The 15,736-nt window shown below is 47.1% G+C and carries 14 protein-coding genes; 9 read left to right on the top strand and 5 right to left on the bottom strand.

Going from position 1 to position 15,736, the window contains the following annotated elements; translation table 11 throughout:
* The first annotated feature begins 72 nt into the window (after nucleotides 1-72).
* Together KCTCHS21_RS21830 and KCTCHS21_RS21825 are read left to right on the top strand one after the other, a co-directional pair.
* Nucleotides 73-819 carry an ABC transporter ATP-binding protein gene (locus tag KCTCHS21_RS21830; RefSeq protein WP_130616646.1) on the top strand — a complete coding sequence of 249 codons (747 nt, stop codon included), beginning with the start codon at nucleotides 73-75 and terminating at the stop codon, nucleotides 817-819.
* Nucleotides 812-2,125: an ABC transporter permease gene (locus KCTCHS21_RS21825; protein WP_157994098.1), complete on the top strand. Its 1,314-nt coding sequence runs from the start codon at nucleotides 812-814 to the stop codon at nucleotides 2,123-2,125. Before KCTCHS21_RS21830 ends, KCTCHS21_RS21825 begins: the two co-directional genes overlap by 8 nt.
* A 542-nt stretch (nucleotides 2,126-2,667) precedes the next feature.
* Here KCTCHS21_RS21825 and KCTCHS21_RS21820 read toward each other — a convergent pair.
* The gene (locus tag KCTCHS21_RS21820) at nucleotides 2,668-3,972 is read right to left on the bottom strand and encodes an aminotransferase class I/II-fold pyridoxal phosphate-dependent enzyme (RefSeq protein ID WP_130616645.1); all 1,305 of its coding nucleotides are present in this window, start codon (nucleotides 3,970-3,972) and stop codon (nucleotides 2,668-2,670) included.
* 101 nt (nucleotides 3,973-4,073) lie between these two features.
* The gene (locus tag KCTCHS21_RS21815; RefSeq protein ID WP_130613377.1) at nucleotides 4,074-4,700 is read right to left on the bottom strand and encodes a pyridoxamine 5'-phosphate oxidase family protein; all 627 of its coding nucleotides are present in this window, start codon (nucleotides 4,698-4,700) and stop codon (nucleotides 4,074-4,076) included.
* A 113-nt stretch (nucleotides 4,701-4,813) separates the two neighbouring features.
* On the opposite strand from KCTCHS21_RS21815, the gene pdxR reads away from it, so the two are divergent.
* Nucleotides 4,814-6,400, top strand: a complete 1,587-nt coding sequence (pdxR, locus tag KCTCHS21_RS21810; RefSeq protein ID WP_162309360.1) for a MocR-like pyridoxine biosynthesis transcription factor PdxR — start codon at nucleotides 4,814-4,816, stop codon at nucleotides 6,398-6,400.
* The gene (locus tag KCTCHS21_RS21805; protein WP_130613371.1) at nucleotides 6,388-7,173 is read left to right on the top strand and encodes a helix-turn-helix domain-containing protein; all 786 of its coding nucleotides are present in this window, start codon (nucleotides 6,388-6,390) and stop codon (nucleotides 7,171-7,173) included. Before pdxR ends, KCTCHS21_RS21805 begins: the two co-directional genes overlap by 13 nt.
* 93 nt (nucleotides 7,174-7,266) lie before the next feature.
* Here KCTCHS21_RS21805 and KCTCHS21_RS21800 read toward each other — a convergent pair whose 3' ends face one another.
* Nucleotides 7,267-8,412 carry a GntR family transcriptional regulator gene (locus KCTCHS21_RS21800; RefSeq protein ID WP_130613368.1) on the bottom strand — a complete coding sequence of 382 codons (1,146 nt, stop codon included), beginning with the start codon at nucleotides 8,410-8,412 and terminating at the stop codon, nucleotides 7,267-7,269.
* A gap of 162 nt (nucleotides 8,413-8,574) precedes the next feature.
* Here KCTCHS21_RS21800 and KCTCHS21_RS21795 point away from each other — a divergent pair, with 162 nt between their 5' ends.
* The 4 genes from KCTCHS21_RS21795 to KCTCHS21_RS21780 are packed head-to-tail and all read left to right on the top strand — an operon-like array spanning nucleotide 8,575 to nucleotide 11,993.
* Nucleotides 8,575-9,339: an SDR family NAD(P)-dependent oxidoreductase gene (locus KCTCHS21_RS21795; RefSeq protein ID WP_157994097.1), complete on the top strand. Its 765-nt coding sequence runs from the start codon at nucleotides 8,575-8,577 to the stop codon at nucleotides 9,337-9,339.
* Nucleotides 9,340-9,356: 17 nt separating this feature from the next.
* Entirely contained in the window at nucleotides 9,357-10,001 is a 645-nt protein-coding gene (locus KCTCHS21_RS21790; RefSeq protein ID WP_130613363.1) for a cyclase family protein, read from the top strand.
* A 19-nt stretch (nucleotides 10,002-10,020) separates the two neighbouring features.
* Entirely contained in the window at nucleotides 10,021-10,989 is a 969-nt protein-coding gene (locus KCTCHS21_RS21785; RefSeq protein WP_130613359.1) for a C-terminal binding protein, read from the top strand.
* Nucleotides 10,986-11,993 (top strand): zinc-dependent alcohol dehydrogenase, encoded by a 1,008-nt coding sequence (locus KCTCHS21_RS21780; protein ID WP_130613355.1) that lies wholly within the window; start codon nucleotides 10,986-10,988, stop codon nucleotides 11,991-11,993. The genes KCTCHS21_RS21785 and KCTCHS21_RS21780 overlap by 4 nt, the downstream gene beginning before the upstream one ends.
* A 96-nt stretch (nucleotides 11,994-12,089) precedes the next feature.
* Here the strand turns inward: KCTCHS21_RS21780 and asd are convergent, their stop codons facing one another.
* Nucleotides 12,090-12,881, bottom strand: coding sequence for an archaetidylserine decarboxylase (asd, locus tag KCTCHS21_RS21775; RefSeq protein ID WP_130613352.1), 792 nt, complete (start codon nucleotides 12,879-12,881; stop codon nucleotides 12,090-12,092).
* A gap of 166 nt (nucleotides 12,882-13,047) precedes the next feature.
* On the opposite strand from asd, the gene KCTCHS21_RS21770 reads away from it, so the two are divergent.
* A complete protein-coding gene (locus tag KCTCHS21_RS21770) occupies nucleotides 13,048-14,196 on the top strand; it encodes a glycosyltransferase family 4 protein (RefSeq protein ID WP_130613349.1) in 1,149 nt (382 codons plus the stop codon).
* Between the two features lie 56 nt (nucleotides 14,197-14,252).
* Here the strand turns inward: KCTCHS21_RS21770 and KCTCHS21_RS21765 are convergent, their stop codons facing one another.
* On the bottom strand, nucleotides 14,253-15,632 hold the full coding sequence (locus KCTCHS21_RS21765; RefSeq protein WP_130613346.1) for an Nramp family divalent metal transporter: 1,380 nt from the start codon (nucleotides 15,630-15,632) through the stop codon (nucleotides 14,253-14,255).
* Nucleotides 15,633-15,736 lie beyond the last annotated feature (104 nt).

The following is a 15,736-nucleotide window of genomic DNA, read 5'->3' as shown; positions in this document are numbered from 1 at the left end:
AATGACTGGTTTGAACGAGGGGGAAATAAGGTGGCATTAAAGCAAGAAAACGGTGTTGTTCCAGCTCTTCAGATGAGTAAGCTGACAGGTGGCTACAGCCAGCGGAGACCGGTGCTGCATGGTGTATCCATAACCGCTAACCCTGGAGAAATGGTTGGATTGATTGGACTGAATGGAGCAGGGAAAAGCACGGCTATTAAACATATATTGGGCCTAATGGCCCCGCAAAGTGGAGAAGTTAGAATTTCCGGAGTTACGCTGGAGGAAAACCGTGACAAATACCGATCTTCTACTGCCTATGTTCCGGAGCAGCCGTCCTTGTTTCCGAATTTGACGGTTAAGGAGCATTTGCAGTGGACCGCAATGTCATACAATCTGGATAAAAATTCAGCCATAGCGCGGATGGACGAGCTTGCAGTAACATTCCGGATGACAGAGGCGCTTAATGCATTGCCGGGCACGCTTTCCAAAGGAATGAAGCAGAAGGTTATGCTGATGAATGCTCTTCTGGTAAGCCCACCGTTGCTTATTATCGATGAGCCATTCTTAGGACTCGATCCTCTAGCCATACGGGGATTGTTGAACGCTCTGGAGGAAGTGCGCGCGAAGGGTAGCGCGATTTTACTAAGCTCGCATATATTACCTGCTTTGGAGCGTCAGGCCAATCGGCTTGTCGTGCTGCACCGGGGTAACATAATTGCGGGAGGAACCCCGCGTGAGGTGAAGGCTCAGGCAGGCTGCACTAATCCGGAGTCGACGCTGGACGATGCCTTCGAAGCGCTAGTTATCGCTGCGGAAGGAGGAAATTTGGGTGGTTGATCTAGGGCAGGAGGAGCAGCACGGCTTTTTGCGTTCTCTTCGTCGAGGTCGTGCCGCAGCATTCCGCAAAGAAATCGTGCCGCATTTCCGTTATGTGTTTCAGAGCGGATTTGGATTGTTTGCTTCAGCGATCTTTTTCACGGTATTAGTATGGTACGTGGATTTTATCAAGGCTGTTCCTGTTAATTGGCCCGCTGGTTGGGTTGGAGTGGCTGTTATTGCGTTGGCATCGATCCGTGCACCGCTACGCACTTATTTTCGTCCTGCCGATCCGATCTTTCTACTAGCTATGGAAGGTCGTTTACTTGAAATCTACATTAGACCTGCTCTACATAATGCGATAGTCATGGGCGTAATACGGGTGTTAGTGGTGTGTGCGATCTATACTCCAATATATAATCGAGCGCCGATTACTGCCGACATTGCGAGCAGCCATCCCTTTGTAGTTATGGCTATATTGTTTGCCATCGTCTCGGGATACAACGTTTATGGAGGCTGGAGAGAGCGCAGGCTGGCAGCTAAATCCTGGCGTGTAATGCTTAAGATGGCTCGCATCCTGTTAACGGTTCTCATAGTGGCAGGCTTAATGCTGAAGCCATTGTCGTTAGCTGTTCCTTTTATGCTGCTATGTATGGTCGTTATGTGGGTGTTGTGGCGTCTGCCTATTCAGCATGCCTTGCCTTGGGAAAAACTAATTGAAGATGAGGAAGCAACGAGACGCCGTTGGATGTCGTTTCTTGGTTGGTTTGTTGATGTGCCAACTGAAGCCTCTAAGCCTGCGCGTCGCAGATGGATTGCTTGGGTTGGAGATTATTTACTGTGGAAGCATCAATGGTCATGGCATTTCCTATACGCTAAAGTGTTTCTGCGTGGGGAAACATTCGGTGCGTTCTGGAGATGGGTGCTATTAGCAGCTGCTATATTAGTCGTATCGGGGAATGTAGTTGTCGATGCTGTTATATATGGGATTGCCTTCTTAATCTGCGGATTGCAATTGAGTGAGCTGAGGAGAGTTCGATTCGTTGAAACGGCGGCGACGCTTCCTATTGCACCCGAAGGCAGACTTGTTGCTGCTGCGGCAATAGCACGTACTGCCGGTCTTGGTGCAGCTTTGCTGCTCGGATTAATAGGCATCTTGACCGCGGGGATTGGAGCTACAGGAACAGGAACTGAAAATATTGGCTCGGCAGGAGCAGGAATGTTTCGTCTTGATATTTGGCTGCCGATGATCGTAGTAGGCTTATTGTGGTGTGGCTGGTGGGTACCCCGGAAGATTGCTCGGTTCTTGGACGAGGATGATTTGTGAGTTGTGATTGAGCCGATGGAGAGATCCACCCCTTTGCGGCTCGAAGAGCTGGCTGAGGCTGAAACGGAACCGTGGGTGCACAAAGTTACTTTTTTCGAGCTAGCGGGGCTGATAGGTAACCGTGGGTGCACTAAAGTTACTTTTTTCGAGCTAGCGGGGCTGATAGGGAACCGTGAGTGCACTAAAGTTACTTTTTTCGAGCTAGCGTGGCTGATAAGGAACCGTGGGTGCACTAAAGTTGCTTTTTTCGAGCTAGCGGGGCTGATAGGGAACCGTGAGTCTACTAAAGTTACTTTTTTCGAGCTAGCGTGGCTGATAGGGAACCGTGGGTGCACTAAAGTTACTTTTTTCGAGCTAGCGTGGCTGATAAGGAACCGTGGGTGCACTAAAGTTGCTTTTTTCGAGCTAACGGGGCTGATAGGGAACCGTGAGTGCACTAAAGTTACTTTTTACGGGCTGGCGAAGCAAATAGAGGCACATTAGGCACATAACAAGAAAGAAGACTACCGGTTGCCCGGTAGTCTTTTTTCTTGTTCATCGTACTATGATTTACCTGCTTTTACGTCGAGAACAGCTTGATGAATCTTATCGAAGAGATCCTCAAGATTTGCTTCTTCTATGCAGGAAAAAGCTACACGCAAATCGGTTGTGCCGAGTGCGATTGCACCGACGCCATAGGTGTTAAGCAGACGTTGGCGGACGGCTTCGGACTCCACATAAAGTAGCTTGAGGCACATGAAGTAGCCGGAGTTGAACGGGTAATAAGTCCATTCTTCGCCATACCTGCCGCTGTCGAGAAGCTGTTTAACTTTATTGGCGCGGCCCTTCATAATTTGGAACTTTTGTTCCTTCTGCTCATTGAACTTCGGTGATTTCAATGCACGCAGGATGAAGGTTTGCGACGGATGAGGTCCGCTTGAAATGGTTGCGCGGATGATCCCAGTCGTCTTCTGCTCTAGCGCAGACAAGCTAGCTTCGGGCAGACCTCCGAAAGTAATAAAGCCGACTCGGAAGCCCCACACGTACTCTTCTTTAGTAGCGCCATCAACTTTAATAGCTAATACACGCTCGTGAAGCCCACTAAGCTGACCGAACAATGATTCCTGCAACGAATCCTCGAAAAATAATCCGAAATAAGCATCATCTGTAACAACTACTACATTAATGCCAGCCTCTGCAGCTTCACGGATAGCAGCGACGATTTCTTGGCCCTCTTCAATTCCCGGTGTATAGCCGGTTGGATTGATTGGGAAGTTCAACAGCACGATTGCTTTACCGCGTTCCTTCTGAGCGAGCAATGCATCGCGAAGACCTGCTGAATTAAAGCGGTTATCAGCGTCGTAAAGAGGATAATTAACCATTTCAGCGCCACGGCGAATATTGAAGGTCAGCTCATAATTTTCCCAATTTTTATCGGGCACAATAACAGCGTCACCCACATCGGCGAACAGATCAGACACGATGCTAAGTCCGTGCGTTATGGCGTTCGTGACAACGGGCAGGCTGATCTGTTTCCCAACAAGGGAAGGATTCTCAACGAGCATCTTATCGCGCCATACACTGCGAAGCTCAGGCTTACCGCCTGGAGGAGCATATTCATAAATGTCCTTAGGCTCGTAAGCGGACAATGTTTCTTGAATGACTTCGAGATGCATCGGTATACCATTCTCAGTTGCGATACCTATTGTAGCGTTGTAGAGGTTCGCCTTTTGCTTGGCTTCAGCGGATTGACTTAATATTCCAACCTTAGGCAAATAGATGGCTTTTCCCAAACCAGAAAGCATCTGGGCAACATGTGGATTTTCTCGATTAAGCGTTTCGTTTAATTGCTGTGCGAGCGGATTCATAACGTCCATCCTTCCAAGATTCATTAGCTGATATTATACACCATTGGAGAGAGAGCGTCATTGAAAACCACACGATTCGTGCAAAAATGCTATGAAATAGTTTAATTGTGGGAAAATGGACACTTGGGTGCGCTGTCACGAATTCTTTTTATCGTATCTGGATCGTCAGAAAGATCACGTTCGCATAAGCCTTGAATGACTTGCTCCCGGCGAGTTTCCGAAAGATTTTGCCCAAATTTAAACTTACCTGTTATTTCTTCTGGATCTAAACGAAGTACAGCAACGCCACGTAAGGAGCCAGTATAGCGCTTATCTGTAGCATCTATCGGGGAGTACCCGCCCTCGGGCTGCATCCTCGTTAATAGCGCGGCTAAAACGGAAGCCTTCTCCTCTGCCTCTTCAACCTGAGTGACATGACCTCGAATTCGAACGGAACGAAAGAACACAGTTGCGGGACAGGCCAGATAAGGATCAGTGAAATAGGATGGAATAAAGGCGTGGGATTGATAAACTAAGAATTCCGCTCTTGAGTCGCTAGCTAACCCTGTAATCTTTTCACCCTTCTTGCTTCCGTGAAAATAAATCACTTCATTATGATAAACATAGTTGAGCGGCACCGCCTTTGGCCAGCCATCAGTTCCAATGAAAGTTAGCACTCCGTCGTGCTGCTCCTCCAGAAAGCTCTCATAAAGCTCAGGGTCATCTACATTGAACTCTTTTCTTCTCATCCTTTTCGCCCCCAAATGGTCTAATCGGTTGAAATTAGTGTAAGGCTATCGTTGACAAGTGAAAAGATCCAATTTACATTAAAATGAATAGTCCAATCGGAAGGGGCAGCAGGGTGAGCTCACCTTTTAGGTATTCGAAAAAGCTAGCCGAATGCGGAAGCAAGCATCTAGCGCTATATCTTGCCATACGTGAGGCGATTACGGAGGGGAATTTACCTTCCGGCGAAAAGCTGCCATCAACTCGGAACCTTGCCACCTTATATGGTTTGTCACGGGGAAGCGTAAGTGTCGCGTATGAGATGCTAGCGGCAGAAGGCTTCGTTCAGACGGGAGTCGGGCAAGGCACCTTCGTCGCTGGATGGGATGACGATGAGATGATGATGCCAAGCAGTCCTAACGTAGAACAATTGAGCGTGGCTCCAGCAGCACCTATACTTTCTACATGGGGGCGTCGGTTGCTGGATTTACAGCCCTCCTATCAATCGACGAATCAGAAAGCAATCGTGTCATTAAATAAGACTAATCAAGACTCTGACAATGCGGCCCTTCAGCAAGATGCTGACGTTTCCTTCGTCCCTGAGGGAGTGGGAACGGCTTGGTTTCCATGGATGGAGTGGAAAGCAGAGGTTGCTCAGCATTGGAAGAGTATTGGCTCTGCATGGCAGAAAAGCGATTATCCAACAGAAGGCAGCCTGTCGTTACGACAATCCATTGCAAGCCGTTTGCGGAGTGAACGGGGGATCGTATGCGATGCCGAGGATATCGTCGTAACTTCGGGCTCGATGCAAGCCATAGCCCTTCTCACCCAGCTGTTACTGGAGAAAGGAAAGACAGCAGTCATTGAAAACCCTAGTTATACGGGTATCCAGAGAGCGGTTAATATTACAGGGGCTAAAGTTATTGCGGAAGAAGTAGATAGCAGCGGCATTATCCCTCGCGACTGGGATGCGCAGCTCCTGTTCGTTACACCAACGCGACAATTTCCAACAGGTGCTGTACTCAGCTATGAGCGCCGCCGGGCTTTGTTATCTTGGGCATCACGGCGGAATGCATGGATAATTGAAGACGATTATGACAGCGACTTCCGTTGGGGAGGTCGTCCGATTGAACCGCTAAAGGCATTGGATCGCGAAGGCAGAGTCGTTTATGTCGGAACGTTCTCTCGCTCCATGAGTGTCGGTGTTAGAATCGGCTATGCCGTCATACCTAGGGAGCTTATCTCGCCTTTCATCATGGCCAAACAGCTGTATGATCCTTATCCGGCTGGAATTGCAGAACAGCAAGCGCTGGCAGGCTGGATGGCGGAGGGCGGATTTGATCGGTATATGCGAAGAATGCGCAGAGTCTTCGGTAAGCTGGAAGGAAAGCTCCGGCAGGCAATAAATTATTATTTAGAGGGTTTGTTTGAAGTATTACCTTCAGACGCGGGGCTGCATGTGTATGTTAGATGGAATAAATCGAGTGAAGATTATATGATGTTAGTACAGGAATGTGCAAAAAGCGGTGTGACTTGGTGGGATGGTGCTATTTATGTCGTGCAGCCAAGTGAATCATCTGTTCCTTCAGCTTTGTTCGGATTTACCCACTTGAATGAAGATTTAATCGATAAGGGAATAAGGAAGATCCGTCAAGCCGCACAATCAATTGGATTAATAGATTCCGACCAGATGAAAGGAGAATCTGTTCAATGCTTGATTTGACACCGGAATCATTCGTGTTGCTTTCATCGTTCGCCAAAATTTCCTGTGAACCCGGGTGGAAATGGCAAAAACGCGAGAAGCCTTTATCTAATTATGATTTGTTTTACGTGTGGAGTGGAGAAGGGGAGCTTTATCTTAACGGAAAGCAATATACGATTGGCAAAGGGAGCTGCTTCCTGTTTAAGCCGGGAGATCATCCTACTGCTACTCACAATCCACAGAAGCCGTTAGTTCTGACCTACATTCATTTTGATGTGTCGGACACTGTTGAGCTTGTTCCTGACTCCTACCGAGAATTAGAGGATACCTTTGATTTCGAGCATATGCTCTCTAAGTATGTCCGTCTGTTCCTTGTTCGTACATTCGCTGCGGAGGAAGAAGCCAAGCTCATTCTAAAGCAACTCATTATTCACTTGCTGCGGAAGGACAGGCAGGAGCCTGTAGAACGCAAAGCGAGCAATCAATTGACGGAAAGCATTCGCGAGGTAGCTAATTATATACAACAGCATCCTGGGATTGTGCATCGTGTTGATGATTTAGCTAAACGTGCGGGATTATCGTCTAGATATTTTTCTATTAAATTCAAGGAAATGATCGGGATGTCTGTTCAGACCTATATGATTCGGACACGGATCGAGCGTGCGCAGCACCTGCTAATGCATGCAGGAATGAACGTAACAGAGGTTGCCGATGCGCTTGGTTACAGAGACATCTTTTTCTTCAGTCGGCAATTCAAGCAATACACCGGAAAGAGTCCCTCTGAAATCCGGTAAATGTTCGTGGCATGCTTACAATTTGGAGACTACAAAGGCAATCTACACAAAGACAACTTTGTGCAGATTGCCTTATTGTCGTGTCACTCCCAGCTAAGCTCTGGTTTCTACAAGCTTAGGCTGTAGCACGATTTCCTGTTTTTCTTGGCTATGGATGGCACTGATTAAGACATTAGCTGCGGATTGGCCTAGCTCGTAAGGAGACTGGTCTACATAGGCAATAGGATAGACATGCTGCGAATGGAAGGCAGGATAGTCAACACAGACGACCTTCATGTCATCTCTCCCCGACTTTTCACACGCTCTGCACACCAGCTTGGCAAGAAATGCATCAGCGGCTGCAATGGCTTTCAGCTCAGTTCTCTGGGTGATAAAATCTGTAATGGCTGCACATTCAAAATGTTCATCTAACTGATTTCTATCCCTTAGCAGCTCGAATGGAACGATCAGTTGATTGTCCTCTGATAGCGGAGATAAGCCATTCTGAACAAGCCCCATTTGAAACCCATATGTGCGTTCCTTGACTCCAAGTGAAAATTGAGACGGGTAGGTTACCAGCCCAACAGGATTGTCTGCTTGAGCGGCTAAGTAGCTCCCCATTAGAAAGCCTGCTTTCTCTGTATCGCTATAGACGTTATTTGCCTTTAGATCCCGGATGTTCTTTTCAACGAACACAAGGGGGAAATCATCCAACACCAGCCGGAGGATGTCGGGCATGAAATGCTCGTCCTGTATAGCCACGATCGCTAGCCCCTCAACCCCGAGCTCTATAAGATCGCGAACTGCAACGGTTTCGTCTCCATAAGCTTTCTCAATTTTCCGGATAACGACATGATAGCCAGATGAGCTTAATGCTGATTCCAAGCCCGCAAACAGTGTATTGGCATAGTGAAATTCGAAAAAGGGCAGTAGAACGCCAATCAAGCCGGATTTCTCCTTGTTTCCAATTCGAGCCCCACGACCGTAATCGATCCGATCCCCCTCCCGCGAGCTCTGGTTCATTTTCTCTTCAGTGACCGGAAGCACGAAGGTTCCTCTGCCTCTATGTCTTTGGAGATAACCTTGCTCCACCAAGTCAGTAATCGCTTTGATTGCTGTTATACGGCTAACGCTGAACTGCTGGGCCAGCTCTCGCTCAGGTGGGATTTGATGATGCTTCGGCCAACGACCCGAATGAATTTGCTCTATGATATACGTTTTTATTTGTTGGTATAAAGGAATTTCGCTCAGGATGATCATCCTTTCGGGAGAATAAATAAATTATAAAGGTAACTAAGGGCTACTGCAATGGATTGGACATGTCCTTTAAAATAAATATCTTATTGGATATATTGGACTTGTTTACGTTGAAATTGGACTGGTGTTACACTGGGGGCATAACGACCGACAGGAGGGATAAAGTTGCGGGGACTCCTTAACAAGACGGCAATTGTTACCGGTGGAGCGCAGGGACTTGGTAAGGCAATCGTCCAGCGGCTGAGCGAAGAAGGCTGTAGGGTTTGGTTAGTGGACTTGCAAGAGGGAGGCCACGAGACTGCATATGAAATCAGTCAGGCAACGGGATATCCAGTGATGTTTCAACAATTGGATATAAGCAAAGAGGAAGAAATATCCCATTTCATAACTAATCTTACGGCCACAGGAGAGCAGCTGGACATTCTGGTTAACAATGCAGCAGCTTTTATTTTCAAAGGAGTAGATGCAACGCCAAAGGAATGGGAAGCGATTCTGCGGGTAAATGTTATCGGAACCTCGACAATGACTCGTTACTGTACTCCATTATTAAAGAAATCTGAACACGCTTCCATTATCAATCTGTCGTCCGTCAGTGGATTTGTTGGGCAATCCAGCTTTGCCACCTATAATGCTACGAAATTCGCTATTAGAGGGTTGACGAAATGCTGGGCGATTGATTTAAGCCCCTTCGGAATACGTGTGAATACCGTCTGTCCTGGCTATATCTGGACAGAAGCGTTCGAGAACAGCTGCGCACAGCTTGGAATAAGCGTCGAGGATGAAGATCGAAGGGTATCACAAATGCACATTCTAGGCAGGCAGGGAAAGCCTGAGGAAGTGGCGAGTGCAGTTGCCTTCCTTGCATCTGATGATGCTTCTTTTATTACGGGAGAGGACCTGATGGTCGACGGAGGCTATTTAGCCAAATAAGGAAGGGGACTGGGAGCATGCGCAAAATTGTAGATTTGTCGATGGATATTTATCACGGGGCGCCAACATTTGCATGGGACCCTAAATGCGCGGTTATCGTTCACAACACGGTGGAAAGCATTGGCTACAATATATCGCAGCTTTCGATGAGCACGCATCAGGGGACGCATTTGGACGCTCCGTTTCATTTTATCGACGATGGGAAAACAGTGGAGCAGTTGGACCTGCAAGCGTGTATAGGTGAAGCCATACTAGTTGATCTCAGCTACAAGCAGCCGAAGGAGCCCATAACGGTTGAGGATTTCGCTCTATATGAAGATCGGATGACTGAGGGAGCAAGAGTCATATATCGTACGGATTGGCATAAGCAATTTCCGAATTCGCACTATTTCTCAGATTTCCCTTTCATGACAATCGAGCTGGCAGAGTGGCTAGCCAGTCGCAAAATTAGCTTAATCGGAATGGATGTCCCAACTCCTAACCCGACTGACTATAGTCCCGTTCATCATATATTGCTTGGGGCTGATATTGTCATCCTCGAAGGCTTGGCTAATTTGGGTGACATCGGTACGAACGAATTTTTCCTGATGGCGGCTCCCCTTCGGATTAGAGGTAGAGATGGTTCTCCAGTTCGAGCACTAGCCATGCTTGAGGTTGATTAAATAAAGGTGGTGGATTGAAATGATGGCATATACAGTAGTTGTGACAGATTCCGGTTTTCCGGACTTAAATCAGGAGAGAGCAGTACTCGAGCCGCTCGGATTTCAGTTTGTTACGGGGCAAGCGACAAGCTCCGCCGAGGTGGCAAGGCTGTGTATAGATGCGGATGCGGTGCTGACACAATGGGCGCCCATTGATGCGGAAGCGATTAGAGCGATGAGGAAATGTAAAATCATCGTCAGATATGGTATAGGGGTAGACAATGTTGACCTCCAAGCTGCAAAGGAATGCGGAATTCCGGTCGTTAATGTACCAGACTACGCGATAGAAGAGGTGGCTGACCATGCGCTAACGCTGCTCCTGGGTATCGTTCGTAAGCTCCCACAGGTAGCAGGACGAGTTAGAGCAGGCATATGGGAAATTGCTCCGTGTAGGCCTATCGTAGGTTTACAAGGGAGGAGACTAGGGCTAGCGGGCTTCGGTAACATTGCTAGGGCGGTAGCACGGCGTGCTCAGGCTTTCGGAATTGAAGTAGCTGCTTATGATCCTTTTCTAGGGGATGACATATTCTATAAGCATGGTGTTAGACATGTAGGTTGGGATGAATTAATTGGACAGTCAGATTTTATTTCGGTACATTTGCCCTTAACCGCTCAAACACGACACACGTTTAATAAAGAAACTTTTGAGCGGATGAAGCATTCTGCTTTCCTAGTCAATACTTCACGGGGTGGAGTCATCTCAACGGAGGATTTGGCAGATGCACTTCATGCGGGGAAAATTGCCGGAGCTGCGCTCGATGTATTGGAGGAAGAGCCTATTCAGCCTGGAAATCGTTTGCTAGAGCTAGATTCCTGTATTGTTACCAGCCATATGGCATGGTATTCCGAAGCTTCACTGCTTAAGCTCCAGCATTATGCGGCTTTGGAAATTGAGCGGATTTTCACTGGGCAGCGTCCTAAGCATATCGTTAACGGGGTGGACGTATGAAAGCCTTAGTATACGAAGGGCCTCATAACTTAACCTTGCAAATAATTGATATGCCGGAGGTTCAAGCTGGAGAGGTACTACTTAAGGTTGAGGCAGTAGGCATATGTGGGAGCGAGCTCGAAGGATATCTCGGGCATAGCTCCATTAGAACTCCACCGTTGATTATGGGGCATGAATTTTGTGGTCGGGTAGCAGAAACACCACCGGGACATTCAACTCTGAATAAGGGTGATCTTGTAGTCGTTAATCCGTTGTTATCCTGTGGAAAATGTGACCGATGCCTTCTTGGCCAGCCGAACGTATGTAGAAGCCGGGCAATTGTCGGTATTCATCGGCCGGGGGCGTTCGCACAATTCGTTGCTGTACCAATAAGTAGTATAACGAAGCTTCCCTCGGGTATGAAACCGGAAATTGCCTCATTAGCCGAGCCTCTTGCGGTATGCATCCATGCATTAAAATTAGCCTATCGTCCATTCGATAATCTGCTGATTTTCGGTGCCGGGCCTATTGGTCTTCTTACGATGCAAGCAGCAAAGCAGATGGGAGCGGGGGCAATACTTGTTACGGATAAACAGCCGCAAAGACTTGTCTATCCAGCTAGATATGGAGCTCATATTGCTTTGCCAGAGCAATTGGACAAAGAAGTTTCTGAAACCTTTGGCCATAAAGGCATCGATCTCATTATAGATTGCGTTGGTATTCAGGGAACCCGTCATTCAGCATTGAGCCTTATTAATTCCGGCGGTACTATCGTTATGGTAGGCTTGGGACAAGATGAGACTACGCTGCCGTTAAATCATCTTGTTAGGCAAGAGGTGACGCTGAAAGGAGCGTATACCTACACCGACGAAGATTTCAATCATGCCGTTCAGTTACTTGTAGAGGGCTGTATCCAAACCGAGGAATGGATGGGACTTAAAGATTTGGAAGAGGGACCCGAGCAATTCAAAGCTTTATGTGACCAACGGTCTGAGTATAGCAAGATTGTATTAATGAACCGATGAGCTTGATAGCGGTTTATGGAAAAAGCTCGTTCACCGGCAGTAATGCCGAAATGAACGAGCTTTTTTATGTTATAGCATTCAAGTGTTGTTGAAAGTCTAGTTCCTAACAGTTAGTGTGCCGAGCTTTTCGCCCATTTTAACCTTATCGCCTAGTTTCAAATCCTTGCGTGGCAGCAAAGTACCGTCTTCAGTAAGAAGAACAATAGTAGAGCCGAACTCGAAGTAAGCAAGCTCATCACCACGACCTAAGGATTTAGGCATGGGCTCCACATACTTAATGCTACTGACGTTCAGAGCGCCTACCTTTACTACAGCCGTTTCGCCAAGCTCATGCCGAATATAAGTGACGAGCCGCTCATTGCGGGAGAGAACACGACGCATCGAGGTAAGTCCAAATTCATTGACTGGATACACTCGACCAGGGACATGCTCAGTTTCTACAATCTCTCCTTGACAAGGAGAATGAATACGGTGATAATCCGTCGGACTTAAATAGAGCACCCAGAAATAACCGTGCCGATATTGGGATTGACGTGGGGAGCTGTTCAGCAGCTCTTCAATCGTATAATCCTGCCCTTTTACTTGAAGCAGCATTCCATCCTTAATAACACCACATCCGGTGATCATGGCATCAACAGGACTGACTAACGCTCCAGCAGACTGGTCGATAGGTCTCTTGCCAGGTTTTAGTCTGCGGGTGAAAAAATCGTTCAAAGAACGATACTCCTCGAGCTTTTTTTCGGCGTCTTCAACCGGGATCTTGTACATCGCCGCGAAACGGGCAATCCATCTCCGACTCAAAGAAGATTTAGCGAAACGTCCCGTAATGCGGGACAGAAATTTGCGTGAGGACAGTTCCGTCATCATGCGCAGCAGCCAACGAGTCATGCAGCCGTGCACTCCTTTATCGATAAAATACATTCCCGTGAATTGTGACACATCGTTGGACAAAGTGCAATAGTCGTAATTTGCGGGACAGCTGCCGTGCCTAATTAAGCCCAGTTCGTATATGCTATTGAGTCGAGTCAGATTAGGCAAGTAAGGAGATACCGTAATGCTAAAAGCGGCTTTTATTACTCCCGGAGCCTATCCGATTCCTTCCTCAATGGGGGGCTCGGTGGAGCGTGTAGTGGAGAAGGTCGTCCCCGGGCTTCATACGCATGTTAATGCTCGAATATATGGCCGCAGGGGTAAACGTCAGGCTACTGTAGGCGATTTAAACGGGATTACGGTCGAAAGATTTGCTGGTACGGATAAGAGTCAGTATTTCAAAAAAGTATGTGCTAGGCTAACGAAGTTTAAACCAGATATTATACAGGTGGAGAATCGTCCTTCATGGGTTCCACGTTTAAAGCGATCTTTTCCAAACAGTCGTATTTGTCTCAACTTGCACTCCACTACTTTCATAAATGCTCCTTATTTGAGCAAACTACAGCGCAGCAAGTGTTTGCATGCAGCTGATCAAATTCAGGTTAACAGTGAATTTCTCCGTACTTATATTAAGCAAAGAGTGCCACAATCGGTTCTAAAAGTTAAAGTCAATCATCTGGGCGTCGATATTGCCAGGTTTCCAGGCCGATCTACCTTAGAAGGAATGGCTGTCCGTGAGGAAATGCGCGCTGCTCACGGATGGGGAAATCGCCCCATCGTGCTGTATGTGGGACGACTTGTCCCGCAGAAGGGTATTCACCATCTATTGGCTACCTTGCCTGCTCTTATTGCCAAATCGCCCGACTTACTGGTAGTTATCGTAGGAAGCGCTTATTACGGCTCTCATCGCCAAACCGGGTATGTGAGGAGGCTTCATAAGAAAGCAAAGCATTTTAAGAAGCATGTACATTTTCAGCCTTATGTTTCTCATCACGAAATTCCTCGTTGGTTCGTTATGGCAGATATTGCTGTTGTGCCTTCCATCGGCCAAGAGGCGTTTGGGTTAGTCAACCTGGAGGCGATGGCAGCCGAATTACCGGTAGTTGCCACCAAAGCAGGCGGAATGAAAGAGATTGTGGTGCCAGGCTCAACAGGTTATTTGGTTACGCCAGAGCTTCCCGGAGTTGTACCAGAGCTTGCTGCTCACATTGGCTATTTATTGACTAATGAAGCATTAAGGAAAGAGATGGGGCGCAGGGGAAGGGAAAGGGTATACAACTATTTTCTTTGGCAGCATACGGCGGAGAGATGGCTGGCTAATCAACGGGAGTAAACCAAAAAAAACGTGAATCAGGCACTCCTGATCACGTTTTTTTGGTTTGTTGCAGCTTAACCCCAAAAGGTGCGGTAGAGCAAATATAAGTTTAATCCCATTATTACGATGGCAACGAACCAAGCTAAAATATTGAGCCACATGGGGTTTACGAATTGCCCCATTTTTTTCTTGTCGCTTGTGAATTGAACTAGCGGAACAACAGCAAAGGATAATTGCAGAGATAAAATAACTTGGCTTAAAATCAGCAGATCCATCGTACCACTTTCGCCATATATAGCCGTAACAATAACTGCAGGAATGATAGCGATCATACGAGTAATTAATCGGCGTAGCCAAGGGGCTAGGCGGATATTCAGGAACCCTTCCATTACAATCTGTCCTGCTAAGGTTCCAGTTAAGGTTGAGTTCTGTCCTGACGCTAGCAATGCGACACCGAATAGAATGGCAGCGAATGACGTTCCGAGCATAGGAGCGAGCAAGTGGTAAGCTTGCTGAATTTCAGCAACATCGGTTCGTCCAGCAGTATGGAATACTGCTGCTGCAATAATAAGGATCGCCGCATTGATGAATAGGGCGAAAAACAAAGCAATTGTTGAATCCCAGGTGGAGAAACGTATCGCTTGCCTTTTGCCAAGCGCCGTTTGCTCAAACTCACGAGTTTGCACAATTGAAGAGTGAAGATAGAGATTGTGAGGCATGACGGTTGCACCGAGAATACCTATAGCGATATATAGCATTTCAGGATTTTTGATAATTTCTGTTGATGGGATAAATCCTCTCATTACGTCGCCCATATTAGGTGTTGACCAAATAAGCTCAAAAGCAAAACATAAGGCGATTGTCGCGATTAAGGCAATGACCAGAGATTCTACATATCTAAAGCCTTTTTTCTGTAGAAAAAGGATGATGAGTACGTCCAATGAAGTTAATATGACGCCATAAAGTATCGGGATACCAAATAAAAGATTTAACGCAATAGCAGCACCGATAACCTCAGCTAAATCACAAGCGGCGATAGCAATCTCACAAAAGATCCACAGCATGAAGTTAACGGGATTGCTATAGTGATCTCGGCAAGCCTGTGCTAAGTCGCGGCCGGTCACGATACCAAGCTTCCCGGATAAGGCTTGGAGAACAATGGCCATCAAGTTGGAGATCATAATGACGGAAAGCAAGGTATATCCAAATTGTGAACCGCCTGCTAAACTCGTTGCCCAATTACCAGGGTCCATGTATCCGACGGCAACCATATATCCTGGACCGGCAAACGCCAGAAATTTACGGAAGGTGGAGCCGGTTTTTGGAATTTTGACGGAACGAAAAGCTTCAGGCAGCGAGGCGCTTACTCTTTCCCTCTTCCAGCCAGTGTTATTAGGAGATTCAGACGCAGCTGACGTTAATTGTGGTTTAGAAATAGCCAGATCCTCTTTCATCTTTCATGCACCTCTTTGCTCGTGTTGTACAGGGTAACAAGTGTAGCGTCAGGGACATTAATTTTCCCTAGGGCAAAACTTGATCTGATTTAAATATACGCCCG

Origin of the sequence: Cohnella abietis (assembly GCF_004295585.1) — a bacterium.
Lineage (GTDB): Bacteria > Bacillota > Bacilli > Paenibacillales > Paenibacillaceae > Cohnella > Cohnella abietis.
Note: the sequence above shows the minus strand (reverse complement) of the source record. Positions and strands in the feature narration are given on the sequence as shown.

Excerpts from the sequence above, each read along its gene's own strand:
- KCTCHS21_RS21770 (WP_130613349.1), top strand. The coding sequence starts at position 13,048 with ATGCTAAAAGCGGCTTTTATTACTCCCGGAGCCTATCCGATTCCTTCC.
- KCTCHS21_RS21780 (WP_130613355.1), top strand. The coding sequence starts at position 10,986 with ATGAAAGCCTTAGTATACGAAGGGCCTCATAACTTAACCTTGCAAATA.
- KCTCHS21_RS21765 (WP_130613346.1), bottom strand. The coding sequence starts at position 15,632 with ATGAAAGAGGATCTGGCTATTTCTAAACCACAATTAACGTCAGCTGCG.
- KCTCHS21_RS21800 (WP_130613368.1), bottom strand. The coding sequence starts at position 8,412 with ATGATCATCCTGAGCGAAATTCCTTTATACCAACAAATAAAAACGTAT.
- asd (WP_130613352.1), bottom strand. The coding sequence starts at position 12,881 with ATGACTCGTTGGCTGCTGCGCATGATGACGGAACTGTCCTCACGCAAA.
- KCTCHS21_RS21790 (WP_130613363.1), top strand. The coding sequence starts at position 9,357 with ATGCGCAAAATTGTAGATTTGTCGATGGATATTTATCACGGGGCGCCA.
- KCTCHS21_RS21815 (WP_130613377.1), bottom strand. The coding sequence starts at position 4,700 with ATGAGAAGAAAAGAGTTCAATGTAGATGACCCTGAGCTTTATGAGAGC.
- KCTCHS21_RS21805 (WP_130613371.1), top strand. The coding sequence starts at position 6,388 with ATGCTTGATTTGACACCGGAATCATTCGTGTTGCTTTCATCGTTCGCC.
- KCTCHS21_RS21820 (WP_130616645.1), bottom strand. The coding sequence starts at position 3,972 with ATGAATCCGCTCGCACAGCAATTAAACGAAACGCTTAATCGAGAAAAT.
- KCTCHS21_RS21830 (WP_130616646.1), top strand. The coding sequence starts at position 73 with ATGAGTAAGCTGACAGGTGGCTACAGCCAGCGGAGACCGGTGCTGCAT.
- KCTCHS21_RS21785 (WP_130613359.1), top strand. The coding sequence starts at position 10,021 with ATGATGGCATATACAGTAGTTGTGACAGATTCCGGTTTTCCGGACTTA.